This window comes from Flavobacterium sp. 40-81 (assembly GCF_001898245.1).
In the GTDB taxonomy this organism is placed as follows: Bacteria; Bacteroidota; Bacteroidia; order Flavobacteriales; family Flavobacteriaceae; genus Flavobacterium; species Flavobacterium inviolabile.
The window spans coordinates 18,386-35,853 of sequence record NZ_MKTM01000036.1 but is presented as its reverse complement, the minus strand read 5'-3'; the positions used below and the strand labels follow the sequence as shown (position 1 = coordinate 35,853).

Below are 17,468 nucleotides of genomic sequence, written 5' to 3'. Positions count from 1 at the left end.
TTGAAAAAAGGAATTTATGGACCCGTTTTAAATCTTTTTTAAAAAACAGCCCTGATAAGCCATCGCCTTTCTTTAGGCTTGTAGTTTTCCCGGTGTGATGCCATATTTTTTACGGAAAGCCGTGATAAAATGCTGCACATATTCATAGCCGCAGTAATCGGCTACTTCCTTAATAGTCCTTTCCTGTTCCAGCAGCAAATGTTTCGCTTTTTCCATCCGTAAGTCGTGCAGATAGCCAAAAACGGTAGTATTAAAGATTGCTTTAAAGCCTTTTTTTAATTTAAAATCGTTTAGTCCCACTTCATGCGCCAGCGCTATTAGCGTATAAGGATTGCTGATGTTCTGCTCCAGTAAATATTTTGCATGATGGATTTTTTCGATATCCTGGAAATTCATCACCTCTTTTTTCTCCTTTAAGGTCGTTTCAAACTGGGCAAGCTGTAACATAAACAACTCAATAACCTTCGACTCGATAAAAAGACGTTTCAGCAAACCGGAACGTTTGCACTGCATGATTTCCGAAATGATAAGATTCATCTGTGGCGTAATCGCCATATTTTTCTCTTTCATTGCCGACATACTCCTTTTCTCAATTCCGTTAAGAAACTTATCCAGTACGGTATTTTCAACATTCATAAAACGCTGAAAATAATCTTCGGTAAAATGCACTTCAAAAAAGTTATTCAGATCTTCCTGTTTCGAAAAATTAAAATACCCCTCAAAGTCTTTGGTATAAATAAGATTATGCTGCTGTGGTTCAAAACGAAAGATCTCTTTGGAGCCTAAAGTAGTGGCCTGGCTGGATCCGGAAAGCGTAAAATGCATTTCAAATACGGAATAATTACTCTCTATTTTTAAGGAAATATCTTCTTTGATCCGGGTTTGTCCTTTCGTAATGTGGATTCCCTCAAACCATAAATCTTCGATATCCGACGAACCGAATTTCGGATGAAATATAGCTGTGTTACTTTCGGTATAGGCTTTATCGCTTTTAAAATTCTGTGGCAAATCCCGCTCAAACAAAATATCATTGAGATCTGTATTCGTAATAACCATTTTCATTTAAAAATCCTTTTAGCGTTATCAATAATCCGTTTTGAGTACAACCTTAAAAGGGATAAAGCTGACCTTTGTTCAAAGATAAATATTATTTAGAAACAATCTAAACTATTAATTTATTTTTATCAAAATCATCAATCACACAATGGCAAATACTAAAGAAAACAAATTACTGCACATTATTAATGCAACACTTCAGGTAAAAGCTAAAAAGTATATAACGCCTAATTATTTACGGATTACACTAACAGGAGCATCTGTAAACCAATATGCAGCAGCAACCGTAGGGGAAAACAATAAAATTTTTATTCCGCCGGCAGGTGTTCGCGAGATTCATTTTCCGCATTTTGATAACGGAAAATGGGCACTTCCGCCACAAGAAATCTGCCCGTCCATCCGTACCTATACCCACAGGGGGATTGATCTTGAAAAAGAAGAAATGTATATTGACTTTGTTGCTCATGGCGATTCCGGACCGGCTTCTTCCTGGGCAATCCATGCCAATGTTGGCGATCCTTTAGGCGTGGCGATGTACGGCTTAAAAACGGAACTTTACCCCAAAGTCGACTGGTATTTGCTTGCCGGCGATGCTACGGCTATTCCCGTTATCAGTGTTATACTGGAAACCTTGCCCGAAACGGCAACCGGTGTTGCCTATATACTTGTTGAAAACGAACAGGAAATACAAACCATTTCAACGCGATCGCAGGTAACGGTCAACTGGTTGTTCTATAACGACAATATTTTGACTACTGCACTGGCAGATGCCGTTAAAAACCATCCGTTACCGGACACGGGTATCAGCCGTTTTGCCTATGTAGCAGCCGAATTTGCTACTGTAAAAACAATCCGGAACTATATGCGAAAAGAGCAAAAATGGGAACGGAGCGAACTTTATGCCTACTCTTACTGGAAAGCAGGCAATAGTGAAGAACAATCGGAAATGGAACGACGCGAGGAGTTCCAGCTAAAATAAACGAAGCGGTCCGGAATACCGGTAACAGCTTCCAAACAGGATACAAGATGAACTTTAATATAAACAGAATCATACAATTCTTAAACCGGCCATTGCTGGAAGTGAATCAGGAAGAAAGCCCGGTCACCTTCGACATACAGTTTGACAATGTCGCTTTTAATGCCGATGGTGAAAAAGCCGTCCGGAGAATTTCCTTTCATGCCGAAGAAAAAAGCGTCACGGCATTAGTGGGATTATCTGCAACCGACAAAATAACGTTAACCACACTCCTTTCTCACTTTTGGGATATTAAAAAAGGAACCATTAAAATTGGCGGCATTCCCATCAAAAATATCCCGCAGCAGCAACTTTCAGCATTTGTGAGCGAAATTTTCCAGGATAGTGAAGTGTTGAACGACAGTATTTACAACAACCTTAAATCGGAAAATCCGGAAGCCACGGACGATGCCATATTTGATGCTACCGAAAAAGCTCAGGTCATTGATTTTGCCTGGGAACTGCCAGAAGGATTGCACACCCGGATAGGAAAATACGGGTACCAACTGTCTGTTAATGAAAAACTGCGCCTCAATATTGCCCGGGCAATACTAAAAAATGCACCGATACTGCTTTTAGACGAAGCTGCTTTTTCTCTGGATGCAGACCAGAACAACGGTATCCAGAAAACCATTCAGGAACTGGTAAAAAACAAAACCCTGCTTATCATTACCGACAGGCTGGAAACCATAAAAAATGCCGATCAGATCGTAGTCCCGGCAGAAACAGTAGAAAAACCGGATGAATTGTTTACTTCCAACGGATTATACTCGTTGCAGCAAAAACGATAACATCCTGTAAAACACTTTAATTTTAATTTAATTTTTTTTGTTTACGCAAAGTTAAGTATGTACTGACTTTTTCGTTAAGCCTGGCGTTACCACTAACGCCAGGTTTATATTTTTATAGTAGCTCCGGATTACAGAAAATCCCGTTCGTTTTCTTTTAACTGCAAAATCACTTCTTCCAGTTTCGCCCTGATAAAGCCAAACAGTATTTTAATGGCCGTAACATTCTCTGCATTTTTAGCCAACTCTTCCAGTTGTTTCAGTTCGTTACTGATGGAATGAATCCGTAAGCTTTCCACACTCGGCCTTATTTTGTGCATAATACGGCCCACCTCTGTAAAATTATTTTCCGAAAGGGCAATTTCCGTCTTTTGGATGGTCTCGTTAACCTGCTCAATAAAAACCACCAGCAGCTCATTCATAAACTTATCGTTTTCACTGCTTAATCCCTGGATTAAACGCAGATCATAGAGCTTCGTTAAAGTGCCTATCTTTTCAATTTTGCCGTTATTCGTATATTTTGCAATCATGTTAATCAGCACGTCTTCGTCAAACGGTTTGGTAACATAATCATTCATGCCTACTTTCTGGCAGCGTTCTACCTCGGTCTTAAACGCATTTGCCGTTAAGGCGATAATCGGTATATCCAGTTTCAGCTCTTCTCTTATAAGCGTTGTTGCTTCAATACCGTCCATTTCCGGCATCTGGATATCCATCAGTATCAAATCAATATTGGCGCCTGTTTTTAGAATTTCAATTGCTTTTAATCCGTTTTCTGCTTCAATAACATTGCATTTATAATGTTTCAGGGAATTTTGTGCCACCATCCTGTTCAGAATATTGTCCTCTACAAGAAGGATCGTAACATTTTCGAGATTCATCCATTCTTCCTGCTGGTTCGCCTTCTGGATCTTTTCCTCATCTCCTTTTTCCAGCTCCAGATACACATGAAATACCGTTCCTTTGCCTTTTTCGCTTTCAATTTCAATGGTACCGCCCATCAGTTCTACCAGTTCCCGGGTAATGAACAACCCCAATCCTGTTCCGCCATAGCGTTTTGTTGTGAGCGCTTTGTCTTCCTGTGTGAACTTTCGGAAAATATCTTTCTGGAAATCAGCGTCAATACCAATTCCGGTATCGGAAATCGAGATCTTTATTTTTTGCCGGGCATCCGAACTTTCTACAAGACTGCAATCAACCGCAACGCCGCCCTGTGTCGTAAACTTAACCGCATTGCCGATAAGGTTGAATAAAATCTGCTCCAATCGCAAAACATCCCCTTTTAAAACCTTCGGAATATGCTCCGAAACCGATTTGCTAAGGTATAGCTCTTTGGCTTCTGCCCGTGGCTTCATCACCGTTACCACGTTATTGATGGTATTCTCAAAAATAAAGTCTTCTTTTTCAAGGGACATTTCCCGGGCTTCAATTTTGGAGATATCCAGTACGTTGTTAATGATCGCCAGCAAATGTTTGGAAGCAATATTACTGTTGTTTACATATTCTTTTTGTGCTGCGGTCAGATCCTGTTTCGATAATTCCCTTAAAAAGCCGACTATCGCATTCAAAGGTGTCCGGATCTCATGGCTCATGTGGGCCAGAAAAGCTTCTTTCGATTTCGAAGCCTGCTGTGCCTTGATTTTTTCATTCTTCAGCTCAATTTCCATCCGCTTTTGTTCAGTAATATCCAGATGGATCCCTATGGACCCGATCCATTCGCCATTGTCGTCATAATTCGGTCCGCCGCTGATGGCCCACCATCGCAGTTCTCCTTTTTTATTTTTAATCGGCAGCTGGTACAAATTCGAAATACCTTTTCTTCTCAGTTCCTGTTTGCTTTTCACCAGCTTTAGATCTTCATTATACATAAAAATCTCCGGGGCGCTCTTACCGATAATTTCATCCAGTTCGTATCCGGAAATCGAAAGAAAGCCCTGGTTTGCATACAAAATGATATCGTTCCGGTCCACTTCTATCAGCCCCATATTCATATTGGCAATAATGTTGCGGTATTTTTCTTCCTGTGCTTTAAGGCTGGTTTCCGCCTTTTTTCTTTCGGATATGTCCTGAATAAAAGAACAAAAGAATTTTTCTTCATTGTGATTAATCGGCAGTATCGAAATTTCTATAGGAAACTCCTGTCCGTCCCTGTTCAGTCCGCTCAGTTCCAGCTGCCGGTTCAACACCGGCCCTTCGCCGGTTTCCAGGTAATGGTTCATCCCGTTAATATGTCCGCTTGCATACTTTTCCGGAATGATCGTATCGGTCAGGTTTTGCCCTAAAACCTCATCCTGGCTCCAGCCGAATATTTTCTCGGCCTGACGGTTCCAAAAAGTGATTTTCCCGGCACTGTCAATATTAATAATTGCATTCAGTGCCGCATTCATGATCAGGCGGTTTCGCTCTTCATTTTGCTCAATCAGCGTTAACGTCTGCTTTTTCTCGGTAACATCCGTATATTTCCAGAAATTCCCCTGTAGTTCTCCATTGATAACAATCGGGATATAATCCCTTTCAAAAAAACGGTTGTCTGTTGTCTCGATCAATTCATTCGTCACAATTTTGCCTTCTTCAAAAATCGTTTCCAGGCGGTTTACAAAATCGTCCGGTTTTCTAAAGATATACCTGGAACGCTCGGCCGTAACGGCACAATCCATTCCAACCATCGTTTCCGGACGCTCTTTTATCCCGAAAAAATTGCAAAACAGCTGGTTGATAAATAAGATTTTCCGGTTTTCGTCTTCTACCATAACACCGGACTGAATATTTGCCAGCAGCATTTTAAAAAGCTCAACCGTGTGGTTCAGGCTCTTTTCGGATTTTCTTCTTTTTTCGATTTGCTCACTTAAATATCCGGAGATAAACAGCAGATCGTTTTTATCTTCATCTTTAATATCCTGATACGTATCGTCAATTCCTTTCAGACTTTCATACAGGTTTTCAATAGACCTTTCTTTAAGGTCATTTTCTCTTTTTAAATTTTCATGTACTTCATTGTATTCTTTTTCACTTTCCTGGAATGCCTGGTTCATAATCCCTTTATCTTTCTCATACGAGTTGTAAGAAGTATTAACAGACTCCAGAAAAGCCCTGAAATCATTATGCTGCCTGAAATCTTTCGGCAGGTATTTATTAATCTGTTTTTGTAATAGCTTATGATACGTCATGATCACTCAATTTCATTAAGTCCGGTAATTGTCATCGTTTGGTTATGAAGTTCACAATTAGAGAAAGGCCGCATCGGGGAAATTTCGCCATAAGAGTAAAACCCGGTCAGTAGTGTTGCGGCACCGAAAATATCGGAAACCGCTTCCACCTCTTCCTCTATCCTGTTTCCCAATATCAGTTTTCTTCCCACGCAGCTAATCAGTATAGCGAGCTTCGGAGCGGCATGCTGTATGGCTAAACACGTATTGGCGGCATCACTTGCCGCATCGACCAGTTTATCAAAATTTGCCTTCATAAATTGTACTTCACTTCCTACAGGCAAATCACCGGCAAAAGTCATGCTTTTATTGTTGTTGTCAATGGACAGTATGGTTCTTACTATCGTTTCCCCACTGTCTTTTAAAGTTAGTGCCAAAGGGAATAATAATGCCGATCCGGGCAGTTCGGAAGCATATATCCCCAGGTAGTTTTTATACAGGTCCAGGGCGTTCTTGTTGTCTATTTCATATAATATATTTTCACTCGATTTTGTTACTGTTTTTTTCAATCCGAAAGTCTCCCATCCGCCCAAGGAACCGTGTGAAAGCAAGAGTTTATCACCATAAAAGCCAATGGCAATTATCTTACCGGTTTGCGGAACACTGTTTAAACCCACATAGGTTTTTTCAAACCGGTCGGCATCGCCGGCCAGTCCGCCGGTAATTAATACCTGTTTCGATTTGGCCGCATTCATCCCTTTAACCAATTCACTCCCGTTTACTTTTCCGCCATCAGACAGTACAAATATTAACCGCAGTCCTTCATCGGGAAGATTTTCCACCAGTGCTTTCCCGGCGGTAAAACCGGAATCGTAATCCGCAATATCAATTTGTGATGTTTTGATCGCTGTAGCCGAAAATTCATGTGCCGTTAACGTGATCGTATCGTCTACTACTTCTTTCTGATAAATCTCTCCGGCAGAAGAACAGAGCGCAATATCGGCCAGCGGAAACCGCTTTCTGAGAAAAGCATACGTATCGGGATCTGAAATTAATCCGGGAGCACCGAAGCCAATAAGCAATTGTGCGGCTTCATAATTCAAACCGTCGTCATTCTTTTCTTTTAAAAATGACGCCTCTTTATACAGGAGTAAAGCTGTTTTCATATTTTTCTAGTAAAACCGGTGGATAAATAATACTACTAAAGCAATCTAAATATCGCTGAAACGGTAGTCTCTTTAAACTTTTCACTATTGAATATGAAAATGTTACATTTTTGTATAACCTGAAAAAAGCAACTGTAGTCATAGGTAATTTAGATTTGGGATCGCTTTCACAAGTTACTAAAAAAGCGTGTATTTTATATATTTTTACACAATAATTTAATTTTTACTCAGAAAATTAAAAATTAAATTAACAACATGATAACAACACCCTTAAAATCAGTTATTTTTAGTAGCTGAACTTTTTAAAAATAACAATATCTTCCGGAATTATAGCAAACCCCGGCAATCCGGGTACTCCGGCTATCGCAGTATTGCAATCCGGGAAATTTCAAAAATATTTGCAATGATTCCTGAATAGTATAAAAACATAATACTATTTTTAGTCCTTAATTAATTTCTAATGAAAAGAGGCCTTTTAGTCACGCTGTTCGTACTGTTCGTAACCGCTGCTTTTGCTCAGAATTTTGAGTTTAAGGTTCCGGACTATAAACAGATACAGAAAGAAGTACAAAATAAAAAATCGGTTTATTATTATCCGTTATTAAAGGAACGGTTAAGCCGTTATGATGCATCGCTGACAGCAGCAGATTTCCAATACCTGTACTATGGTTATATTTTTGATAAAGACTATGACCCTTACAGGAACTTTTCTAAAGAAGACGATCTAGCGCTTTATTTAAACCGCGAGGTACTCGATCCGAAAGACTACGACAAAATTATCGAACTGACCCAAAGCGCTATTCAGGAATTCCCGTTCGATATCAGAATGATGAACATCCTGGCTTACCTCTATCATTTAAAAGGCGATGAAGAACAATCCAAAAAAGTATCCGCTATTTTCCATGGTATTTTAAATACGATCATGCATTCCGGTGACGGGGTAACCTGTGAAACCGGTTTCCACATTATTGTTGTGGGACATGAATACGTATTGCTCAACATGCTGGAATTAAACAACACCGGACAATCACTTGTTGGCAATTGTGACTTTATTGAAATTGCCGCTACCGAAACATTTAAAATAAAAGGCCTGTATTTTAATATTGAAAAAATGCAGGAGAAAAACCTTGGGATACTGACTTCTAAAAACAATAAAGATCGTTAGATGGATAAAATCAGTTTAATTACGCAGATTGCAAAAATCACCGTTTTTGTTTCCTTTCTTTTAGCGCTCTTCCTGATAACGGTACAAACCCGGAACAAATTGAGCAACCGGCTGTTTGCCTGCTTTATTATCCTGAGTGCTGTTGATATCAGCGGTTTTTTTATGTTCAGCTATACCGGCAGTCATCTCAATCTGGAAATGTTCCGGATCCTGATGTCGCTGTTAATCATGCCGTTTTTTTACCTGTACATGCTATCGGTCTGTTATTCCGATTTTTGCATACAGCCCAAGCATTTGCTGCATGCCGTTCCTTACCTCTTCGGGAATATCGTTATGGCGCCACGCCTGTATTTTGCCGATACTGCCGGTAAAGAACAACTGTTCAGCCACCTGACCAAATCTCCCGAAATGATCTTTATCCGGGTGGTTACAGAGCTGCAATTTGCCTTTTATATTATTGCCGTTTTCCTGCTTCTGAAAAAATTCAGGGAAATTTACCGGGAAAACTATACCGATCCGACGAGTGCCACATACAAATGGCTGTTCCAGATTACTGTTATCTCTACCGTTGCGCATACTATCGTACTTGTAAAGAACACCGTTATTTATACCGATCATGACGGTATTTTTATCTGGCTGAATATAATTGTCGGCCTGATTGCCTTATCTGTATTATGCTGGTTTGTTCTCAAAGCCCTATACTATCCGGAACTATTCAGAAGCGTTGATTCAAAATTACAACTGGTAAAAGATATCGTTCATACGGAAGAGGCCAATCCGCATCCGGAAACCGTAGCGGAACAGGACACTCCTATCACGGCAAAAATCAATCAGCTTAAAAACTATATGATCGCTCAGGAGCCTTATCTGGATCCGTCGCTGACAATACAGCAACTGGCCGATCAGATTGAGCTGCCGGTAAAAGAGCTATCCGTTTTGATCAACCACCACATGGATCAGCATTTCTTTGATTTTGTAAACGAATACCGCATTCAGAAAGCCATGCACCTTTTAAGAAATCCCGAAAAAAGCGATGTAACGGTACTGGAAATTTTATATGAAGTGGGTTTTAACTCCAAATCTTCTTTTAATACCTCTTTTAAAAAATATACAAATCTAACGCCTACACAATACCGAAACACCTCATCTTAAAGGCTTTAAAAAAAGTCGAACGCCTCATTTAAGAAAGTCGAACCAATTTTATCTTCAAAAAATGGTTCGACTTTTTTTATCGGTCGCACAGGAACTTTCGCTACCGCAATTTTGCTTCAAATAATTAAAACCAACGCAAAAATTGAGATCATGAAAAAAGTAAACCTGTTTCTGTTATTACTATTACCATTATGCTGTATGGCACAATCATTACAGTTAAAAGGAAAAGTAACCGATGCCGCAGCACCGTTAGCATGGGCAAATGTTGTTATCACCAGTCCCGAAGGAAAAATAATTACCGGTATGACCACCCTGGAAGACGGCTCGTTTGAAATGGAACTGAATAAAGGCACCTACAACCTTAAAATTAGCTTTTTAGGCTATAACGACTGGCAGAAAGAGATCATGATGGATACCCCTGTCGATTTGGGTACTATCGTTGTTAGCGAAAGTGCCAATACCCTGCAACAGGTCGTGATTAAAACCAACAAGAAAATGGTGGAACAAAAAATTGACCGCCTGGTATATACTGTAGATAACAATGCCGCTGCTGCCGGTGGTGATGCCATTAATGCCATGAGTACCGCTCCCGGTCTTGTGGTGCAAAACAATGCCATCAGTATGCTGGGCAAAGGTGCTTCCCGTGTGATGATCGACGGAAGAATTGTAGCTCTGTCCGGTGAGGAGCTAATCAGTTTCCTGAAATCAATATCGGCCAGCGACATTAAGAATATCGAAATCATTACCAATCCGCCGGCTAAATATGAAGCTGCAGGCGATGGCGGCCTGATTAACATCATCCTTAAAAAAGGTGCCTCAGATTCCTGGAAAAACAGCACTACGCTAACCTATGACCAGAATACTTACGGTTCCACTACGCTGCGCAATAATTTCCTGTACAACAAAGACAAATTAAAATTCACTGTAAGCGGTACCGGAAAATCAGGAAATACCCAGTCCAGACAGGATTTGGACACTTACTATCCCGGTGGATTATGGGAATTAAAATACAAAGGCAAACAAAAAACGGACCATGCTTCCGGACGCATCACTGCCGATTATGCTCTATCCGACCGTACCAGCATAGGTGCTCAGTACCTGGGGAATTTCAACAGCCCGGACAGCAAGGATAAAACTGTGATCAATATCTTTAATACCGGAAAAACACTGGATTCTTTATTAATCAATAACGGCCGCAACAACCAGCATTCAAACAGCCAGACATACAATGCCCACATCATCTCAAAATTGGATACGCTGGGCAGAAACATTGCCGTAGATGTGGATTATTTCACTTTCGATGCTAAAATTGACAACCGTTTTACTGCCGAAACCTTTTCACCGGATGCCGCCTTCCTGAACGTTAACCAGGCCGCCAGGAATATTTCCAGCCAGAACATCAATAACTTTACTATAAAAGCCGATATGGAACATCCTTTGGCTTTTGCCAGCCTTTCTTATGGTGCCAAGGTAAGTTTCAGCAACAGTAAAGGTGCTATTCAATACTACAATACCATTAGCGGTAGCCCGGAACTGGATCCGAACCGTTCGAATACCTTTGAATACCGCGAACGCAATCAGGCCGTTTATATTAACGGAACTAAAAAAATAAACGACAAATTCAATGTACAATTAGGATTACGCCTTGAAAACACCCAAACGGAAGGATATTCCCAAACGTTAAACCAAAACAATACCAACAACTATTTCAAATTGTTCCCGACCGTTTATCTTTCTTATACCGAAAATGACAATCACAGTTTTCTTTTTAACTACGGAAAACGTATTAACAGACCCGGTTTCCGCGATTTGAACCCGTTCCGTGCTTACCTGAACAGTAACAGCTATTCCGAAGGAAATCCTTTTTTACAGCCTTCCTACAATGATAACTTCGATCTTACCTATACCTACAAAGGAAAATTGCGTACCAACGCCTTCTTTAATGTGATTACCAATGGTTATGGTGTGGTGTTCAGTTCCAATGCAGCAACAAACACTCAGATCATCAGTCGGGAAAACTACTTTAAAGAATACTATTACGGTATCGGGGAAAACTACATGGCAACGATCGCACCGTGGTGGCAAAGTCAGAACTTAATCTATCTATTGGGTTCCAAAACAGTATTTGCAACAAACATCCAGGCGGTTCCTATGAATAAAATGCAGGTGTATCTGGCCACAAACAATACTTTCTCCCTGAACAAGCAAACCAAATTACAGCTGGACTATCTGTATTGCTCTCCTTACAAAAGAGGATTGTATGAATACGGAACCGTTTCCGGGTTAAACCTGGCAGTAAAACGAAGCTTTCTAAACGATAATATGCAGGTTGCCGTACTCTTCAATGATATCTTTAATACAACCTATTTAAAAGATTATACTTCAGTTGTAAATGGCATCAAACAAGTTTATAACGAAAACAACAGCAGCCGGTTTGTAAGAGTATCACTGACGTATAACTTCGGAAACAATAAAGTGAAAGTAGACCAGCGAAATTTCGGGAACGAAGAAGAGAAAAAAAGAACCGAAAACTAAACCTTCTCCCCGCTCTAATGATTTTCTAATATTTTTCTAAAACATCTCTAACAGCCCAATCCAATGGGCTGTTTTACTTTTGCATAGTTAATAAAACAAATTATGGACGATTATCCCAATTTAAGTACTAACGTTTCGCTGTAAAGAACATGACCGGTATTGTTCTTCAGGGAACAAAATCTTTATCAGTCATGAAATTTATATTTTTATTCGTAAAGCGTATAAAAAACAAGACGTTTTACAACAACAAGAAAACTCCTGTCACATCCGAATATTACGATATTCACCTCGGTATCGGGACTATGCCCTTTATCGCTATTGGTTCCGAAGAACAGACCTTAAAGTCCGGTACGATTCCGAAACCGCAACAGTATCAACCGTCTAATCCTGCTGCCTATGCTTTCGGTAACTGAATTTGCAGTGCGGTTAACACTCGCCTTCGTTTTAGGAGCCGCTATAGGCATTGAGCGGCAATGGCGGCAAAAAAGTGCCGGATTGCGCACCAATACCCTCGTATCCATTGGAGCAGCCGCCTTTATACTGCTGTCGGTTTCGATTACCGGCCATTCCGGCGATCCCAGCAGAGTAGCTGCACAGATCGTATCCGGAATCGGTTTTCTGGGTGCCGGCGTGATCATGAAGGACGGCTTGAACGTACAGGGTTTAAATACAGCCGCTACTTTGTGGTGTGCTGCTGCTGTAGGCGCTTTGGTCGGAATAGGATTATTCCCCCAGGCAATACTCACCACAGTTACCGTAATCATTACCCATTTGTTATTGCGTACTGTAGGCACAAAGCTCAGTGTATTGACATTTATTCCTAAGAATACCTCCCTGCCTGCCGACTATAAAATTATCATTAACTGTAAAAACAATGTGGAAAACCACATCCGGGTATTGTTAATACAGCAATTGGGGAACAATGAAAAAATAGTGCTCCGCTCCCTTGCCAGCAGCGATAATGAAAATCAGACCTCAACTTTAATCGTTGCAGAAATTACGGCAGCCGGCATACAGGATTATATCATGGAACAGATGGTAAGCCGGCTCACCATTGAACAGGAAGTAACCAAAGTGAGCTGGGAATTTACAGGACAACAAGCTGAAATATAAAAAGCAAAACCTTATCAAAATGTTGACAACAAAAATAAAAAACGGGAACAAAGCTTTTTCAAACTTTGAAGAAAGTGCCGCTACCCGGCTTAATGCTATTGCAAAAGCCGACAGTAATCTTATATATGCCTTACTGGAAACCAACGAAGCCGGATTGAGCCAGCAAACGGCGGAAGAAAAATTAAAAAAATTCGGTCCTAACGAAATCCAGCACGAAAAAGCGCCTTCCTGGTACAAACAGCTGTTCATGGCTTTTGTAAACCCGTTTATAGCCGTATTAATCGCTCTGGTGGTTATCTCTGCCGTAATGGATATTATTTTAGCCGCACCGGGCGAACAGGACTATAAAACGGTAATCGTTGTGAGTGTGATGATCATTCTCAGTTCCCTGCTCCGGTTCTGGCAGGAATACAGCAGCAACCAGGCTGCCGAAGCCTTAAAAAACATGGTCACCACAACAGCAACCGTATTGCGCAAAACCATCGGCAAACAGGAAATTTCGTTTAAAGACCTGGTACCGGGTGATATTCTCTATTTGAGTGCCGGCGACATGATCCCTGCCGATATCCGGATAATACAATCCAAAGATTTGTTTGTGAGCCAGGCAATACTCACCGGAGAATCCCTGCCTTTGGAAAAAGGAGAAGCTCCGGTCACGAATCCAACGGCAAAACCGCCTTTGGAACTGGAAAACATCTGCTTTATGGGAACCAATGTGGTAAGCGGAACCGCAACGGCTATTGTGGTTGCCACGGGAAACCTGACCTATCTGGGTGCAATTGGCAAAGCCATTAGCGGCAAACGCTCGGAAACCAGTTTTGATAAAGGCGTCAATAAAGTCAGCTGGCTGCTAATCCGCTATATGCTGGTTATGGTACCTCTGGTTTTTATCGTTAACGGACTGACCAAAGGCGACTGGTTTGATGCCCTGCTGTTTGCTATTGCCATCGCAGTGGGATTAACCCCGGAAATGCTGCCAATGATCGTTACCGCCAACCTGGCCAAAGGGGCAAAAAACATGAGTAAGCGAAAAGTAATCGTAAAACGCCTGAATGCCATACAGAACATTGGCGCAATGGACATACTGTGTACCGATAAAACAGGTACGCTCACTATGGATAAGATCATTTTAGAACGGCATCTGAACGTTTTGGGCAATGAAGATGATGAGGTTCTCAAATGGGCATACTTTAACAGCTTCCACCAGACCGGCTTAAAAAACCTTTTGGATGTAGCCGTTTTAGAACATGTGGAACTGCACGATTACCTGAAAGTGGAAGAAGATTACAAAAAAGTAGATGAAATCCCTTTTGACTTCCAGCGCCGCCGCATGAGTGTTATCCTGGAACAGAAAAACGGCAAACACCTGCTGATCTGTAAAGGTGCCGTTGAGGAAATGCTCGATTTGTGTTCCCATTCTTTTTATCCCGGTGAAAATGCCCACATACACATCGAAAAAGATGCCATTGTTCCGATTGATGCCGGCATGCGCGAAACGGTCTTAAATACCTCAAGAAAGCTGAACGAAGACGGTTTACGGGTATTGCTGGTGGCAATAAAAGAATACGATAACCGTTCGGCTAACTACAGCGTAGCCGATGAAAGCAAGATGGTCTTAACCGGTTTTATAGGCTTTTTAGATCCGGCGAAACCTTCTGCCAAACCGGCCATTGAAAGTTTACAGAAACTGGGCGTACAGGTAAAAGTACTAACCGGTGATAACGATATCGTGACCCGGAAAATCTGCCGCGATGTTGGCATTCCGTTCCATCACGTTCTTTTGGGAAATGAAATTGAGAAAATGACCGATGATGAACTTTCTTCAAAACTGGAAGAAACCAGTGTTTTTGCAAAGCTGAATCCGGTTCAGAAATCCCGGATTGTACAACTGTTCCAGGCACAGCAGCATACGGTTGGCTTTATGGGCGACGGTATCAACGATGCTCCGGCACTGCGGAATGCCGACGTAGGGATTTCGGTGGATACCGCTGTGGATATTGCCAAAGAAAGTGCCGATATCATCCTTTTGGAAAAAGACCTGATGGTATTGCGAAAAGGGGTTATTTACGGCCGCCGGACATTCGGAAACATTATCAAATACATCAAAATGACTGCCAGCAGTAACTTCGGAAACATGTTCAGCATGCTCGGTGCGAGTATCCTGCTGCCGTTTTTGCCGATGCTGCCCATCCATTTACTGATCCAGAACCTGTTATACGATATTTCACAAATATCCATTCCCTGGGACAGAATGGACGAAGATTTCCTGGAAAAACCACAAAAATGGGATGCTACCGGAATCAGTCGTTTTATGCTGTGTATCGGTCCGATAAGTTCCATCTTTGATTATGCCACATTTGCCGTACTGTTTTTTGTATTCAAAGCGAATGCTCCCGAACATCAGAGCCTGTTCCAGACCGGCTGGTTTGTAGAAGGATTGTTATCGCAAACATTAATCGTACACATGATCCGCACGCGAAAAATACCGTTTGTACAAAGCTGGGCAACGGCTCCGGTTGTCGCCCTAACTTCTTTCGTAATTCTGGTCGGTCTGGCAATACCGTTTACACCTTTTGCCAGAACGGTAAACCTGCAGGCTTTACCGCTTGCTTATTTTCCATGGCTGATAGGCATATTAACCGGCTATTGCCTGCTGACCCAATTGGTAAAGATACAGTTTCTCAAAAAGTTCGGACAATGGTTGTAGGATACTGTAATCTGCCGTTATTATTTTGGTTTCATTGCCCAAAATAATAACGGCGGATTCGTGTTGTTTAACCGATCCTATACATCCGGCTTTTGAAACATTTAAAATCTTGGTATTTTTTTAAGTATCTGCGAATTACTGTCAAAACGTTTGATAAAAGTAAACTGGAAATTTCCGGAATTAAGGCTGATGTGGTTATCATCCTTATAACTCACATAAAGCTTGTTAAGCAAAAAGGATGTGTTAAGCGACCAACTGTCGGCATTATAACCGAATGCGGATCTGAAAAAGACACTCGGATTCCAGATTAACGTATCGTTTATATTTTTAAACCCTACCGTCAAACCGGGAGTTACAGAGCCCGTCAGAAAAAAATGACGGTTAATAACCCATGTATAGGCATAGCCGATACTGGGTCCAACCTGGTAAAGGTCTTTATAGAATGCTAAAGAGGTTTCGGCGCGAACCCGTGTATAATAAATACCGCCGCCCAGTAACAAACTTCCTGCCGACTTTAACTGCCGTTCCGTCTGGTCAAATACCGATCGATAGGAAAACTTATTACCATTGAAAACATATTGCCCGAACAGCCCTACTTTGGTTAACTGCATGTCGGGATACATTCCGATGATGTTTTCCTTATTCGTATCTTCCAGGTAAAACCCTTTATAATCCTGTCCGAAGAAATCCAGTACTATTTTCTTCCCGTAATAATGATATTGTAAATCCAGCGAACGGGTTTTTCCCTTTTCCGGATCGGCCAGGAAATTAAAGCCGTGGCTAAAACTGAATGACGAACCGCCCCAACTAAAGCCTATACCAATATCAAAAGGATTATTAGGCATGTATTCATCCGTTTTATCGTTATCTGTTTCATGGGACAGCGAAGTGTATTTTCTGGCAATAAAAACCCTTCCGGAATATTCCTGGCTGAACGTACCGATATAGGTACTATCGGTCTGGGCAATGGCATTTTGCTCAAACGCCAATAAAATTAAAAAAAAGAGTATGTGTAATCGTCTGTTTGGCGACATCTGTAGGGCCTGGATTAAAATATACTGAAAGTAACGGGGAATATGCTTTTATATTATATTTTCTCCCGGTTTGCCATCAGTGTTTTCCCCCAATCGTTCAGGCTCCACAGTACTTTTACCAATTCGTCGCCCAAAGCCGTTAAAGTATATTCAACCCTTGGCGGCAATTCGTTAAATGATTCCTTCCGGATCAACCCGCTTTCTTCCATTTCCTTCAGCTGCTGGTTTAAAACCCTTCGATCCACAACGGCAATACCCCTCAGAAATTCACTGGGACGTTTCATTCCTTCATTCATTTGCCATAAAATCGGGATTTTCCATTTGCCGCTAATCGTATTGACAGCTTCTTCCAACGGGCATATTTTATTTTCGGTAATGCGGATTTTTGTTTTCATAACAATCGGTATCGGAGAATCACAAAAATACAAACAGGAATTACCGAAACAAAGTGTAGCGGAAACATCCCGTGAAAAATATGCCGTTATTTTTTTACAGCTACTACGCTGATACTCATAAAAGTTGACTTTTTCCACCCTATGGGGTAAAAAAGTGCGGTATTGTGCGTTTCACTGAAACTGGTGATTTTTACAC

The 17,468-nt window shown here is 41.2% G+C and carries 13 protein-coding genes; 8 read left to right on the top strand and 5 right to left on the bottom strand.

The window, feature by feature from the left end; all coding sequences use genetic code 11:
- Positions 1–72: 72 nt before the first annotated feature.
- Positions 73–1,062 carry a helix-turn-helix transcriptional regulator gene (locus BGO42_RS14805; protein WP_177734269.1) on the bottom strand — a complete coding sequence of 330 codons (990 nt, stop codon included), beginning with the start codon at positions 1,060–1,062 and terminating at the stop codon, positions 73–75.
- A 142-nt stretch (positions 1,063–1,204) separates the two neighbouring features.
- Here BGO42_RS14805 and BGO42_RS14800 point away from each other — a divergent pair, with 142 nt between their 5' ends.
- Together BGO42_RS14800 and BGO42_RS14795 are read left to right on the top strand one after the other, a co-directional pair.
- Positions 1,205–2,035: a siderophore-interacting protein gene (locus BGO42_RS14800; protein ID WP_273247084.1), complete on the top strand. Its 831-nt coding sequence runs from the start codon at positions 1,205–1,207 to the stop codon at positions 2,033–2,035.
- 47 nt (positions 2,036–2,082) lie between these two features.
- Complete coding sequence (locus tag BGO42_RS14795; RefSeq protein ID WP_273247085.1) at positions 2,083–2,862, top strand: ATP-binding cassette domain-containing protein; 780 nt, start codon at positions 2,083–2,085, stop codon at positions 2,860–2,862.
- A gap of 128 nt (positions 2,863–2,990) precedes the next feature.
- Here the strand turns inward: BGO42_RS14795 and BGO42_RS14790 are convergent, their stop codons facing one another.
- Together BGO42_RS14790 and BGO42_RS14785 are read right to left on the bottom strand one after the other, a co-directional pair.
- On the bottom strand, positions 2,991–6,026 hold the full coding sequence (locus BGO42_RS14790; RefSeq protein WP_273247086.1) for a PAS domain S-box protein: 3,036 nt from the start codon (positions 6,024–6,026) through the stop codon (positions 2,991–2,993).
- A 2-nt stretch (positions 6,027–6,028) separates the two neighbouring features.
- The gene (locus BGO42_RS14785; protein ID WP_177734265.1) at positions 6,029–7,171 is read right to left on the bottom strand and encodes an FIST signal transduction protein; all 1,143 of its coding nucleotides are present in this window, start codon (positions 7,169–7,171) and stop codon (positions 6,029–6,031) included.
- 460 nt (positions 7,172–7,631) lie between these two features.
- Here BGO42_RS14785 and BGO42_RS14780 point away from each other — a divergent pair, with 460 nt between their 5' ends.
- From BGO42_RS14780 to mgtA, 6 genes are all read left to right on the top strand, one after another.
- Positions 7,632–8,336, top strand: a complete 705-nt coding sequence (locus BGO42_RS14780; RefSeq protein ID WP_273247087.1) for a DUF4919 domain-containing protein — start codon at positions 7,632–7,634, stop codon at positions 8,334–8,336.
- Positions 8,337–9,488, top strand: a complete 1,152-nt coding sequence (locus BGO42_RS14775; protein WP_273247088.1) for a helix-turn-helix domain-containing protein — start codon at positions 8,337–8,339, stop codon at positions 9,486–9,488.
- Between the two features lie 150 nt (positions 9,489–9,638).
- Positions 9,639–12,023 carry a TonB-dependent receptor gene (locus BGO42_RS14770; RefSeq protein ID WP_273247089.1) on the top strand — a complete coding sequence of 795 codons (2,385 nt, stop codon included), beginning with the start codon at positions 9,639–9,641 and terminating at the stop codon, positions 12,021–12,023.
- 191 nt (positions 12,024–12,214) lie between these two features.
- The gene (locus tag BGO42_RS14765) at positions 12,215–12,436 is read left to right on the top strand and encodes a hypothetical protein (RefSeq protein WP_273247090.1); all 222 of its coding nucleotides are present in this window, start codon (positions 12,215–12,217) and stop codon (positions 12,434–12,436) included.
- Positions 12,420–13,136, top strand: a complete 717-nt coding sequence (locus tag BGO42_RS14760) for an MgtC/SapB family protein (RefSeq protein WP_273247091.1) — start codon at positions 12,420–12,422, stop codon at positions 13,134–13,136. Before BGO42_RS14765 ends, BGO42_RS14760 begins: the two co-directional genes overlap by 17 nt.
- 19 nt (positions 13,137–13,155) lie before the next feature.
- Positions 13,156–15,843: a magnesium-translocating P-type ATPase gene (mgtA, locus tag BGO42_RS14755; RefSeq protein ID WP_273247092.1), complete on the top strand. Its 2,688-nt coding sequence runs from the start codon at positions 13,156–13,158 to the stop codon at positions 15,841–15,843.
- Between the two features lie 101 nt (positions 15,844–15,944).
- On the opposite strand, the gene BGO42_RS14750 is transcribed toward mgtA, so the two are convergent.
- Positions 15,945–16,877, bottom strand: a complete 933-nt coding sequence (locus BGO42_RS14750; RefSeq protein ID WP_273247093.1) for a DUF4421 family protein — start codon at positions 16,875–16,877, stop codon at positions 15,945–15,947.
- 53 nt (positions 16,878–16,930) lie between these two features.
- Positions 16,931–17,272: a winged helix-turn-helix transcriptional regulator gene (locus tag BGO42_RS14745; protein ID WP_273247094.1), complete on the bottom strand. Its 342-nt coding sequence runs from the start codon at positions 17,270–17,272 to the stop codon at positions 16,931–16,933.
- Positions 17,273–17,468 lie beyond the last annotated feature (196 nt).

Excerpts from the sequence above, each read along its gene's own strand:
- BGO42_RS14790 (WP_273247086.1), bottom strand. The coding sequence starts at position 6,026 with ATGACGTATCATAAGCTATTACAAAAACAGATTAATAAATACCTGCCG.
- BGO42_RS14745 (WP_273247094.1), bottom strand. The coding sequence starts at position 17,272 with ATGAAAACAAAAATCCGCATTACCGAAAATAAAATATGCCCGTTGGAA.
- BGO42_RS14795 (WP_273247085.1), top strand. The coding sequence starts at position 2,083 with ATGAACTTTAATATAAACAGAATCATACAATTCTTAAACCGGCCATTG.
- BGO42_RS14750 (WP_273247093.1), bottom strand. The coding sequence starts at position 16,877 with ATGTCGCCAAACAGACGATTACACATACTCTTTTTTTTAATTTTATTG.
- BGO42_RS14800 (WP_273247084.1), top strand. The coding sequence starts at position 1,205 with ATGGCAAATACTAAAGAAAACAAATTACTGCACATTATTAATGCAACA.
- BGO42_RS14765 (WP_273247090.1), top strand. The coding sequence starts at position 12,215 with ATGAAATTTATATTTTTATTCGTAAAGCGTATAAAAAACAAGACGTTT.
- BGO42_RS14770 (WP_273247089.1), top strand. The coding sequence starts at position 9,639 with ATGAAAAAAGTAAACCTGTTTCTGTTATTACTATTACCATTATGCTGT.
- BGO42_RS14760 (WP_273247091.1), top strand. The coding sequence starts at position 12,420 with ATGCTTTCGGTAACTGAATTTGCAGTGCGGTTAACACTCGCCTTCGTT.
- mgtA (WP_273247092.1), top strand. The coding sequence starts at position 13,156 with ATGTTGACAACAAAAATAAAAAACGGGAACAAAGCTTTTTCAAACTTT.
- BGO42_RS14780 (WP_273247087.1), top strand. The coding sequence starts at position 7,632 with ATGAAAAGAGGCCTTTTAGTCACGCTGTTCGTACTGTTCGTAACCGCT.
- BGO42_RS14775 (WP_273247088.1), top strand. The coding sequence starts at position 8,337 with ATGGATAAAATCAGTTTAATTACGCAGATTGCAAAAATCACCGTTTTT.
- BGO42_RS14805 (WP_177734269.1), bottom strand. The coding sequence starts at position 1,062 with ATGAAAATGGTTATTACGAATACAGATCTCAATGATATTTTGTTTGAG.
- BGO42_RS14785 (WP_177734265.1), bottom strand. The coding sequence starts at position 7,171 with ATGAAAACAGCTTTACTCCTGTATAAAGAGGCGTCATTTTTAAAAGAA.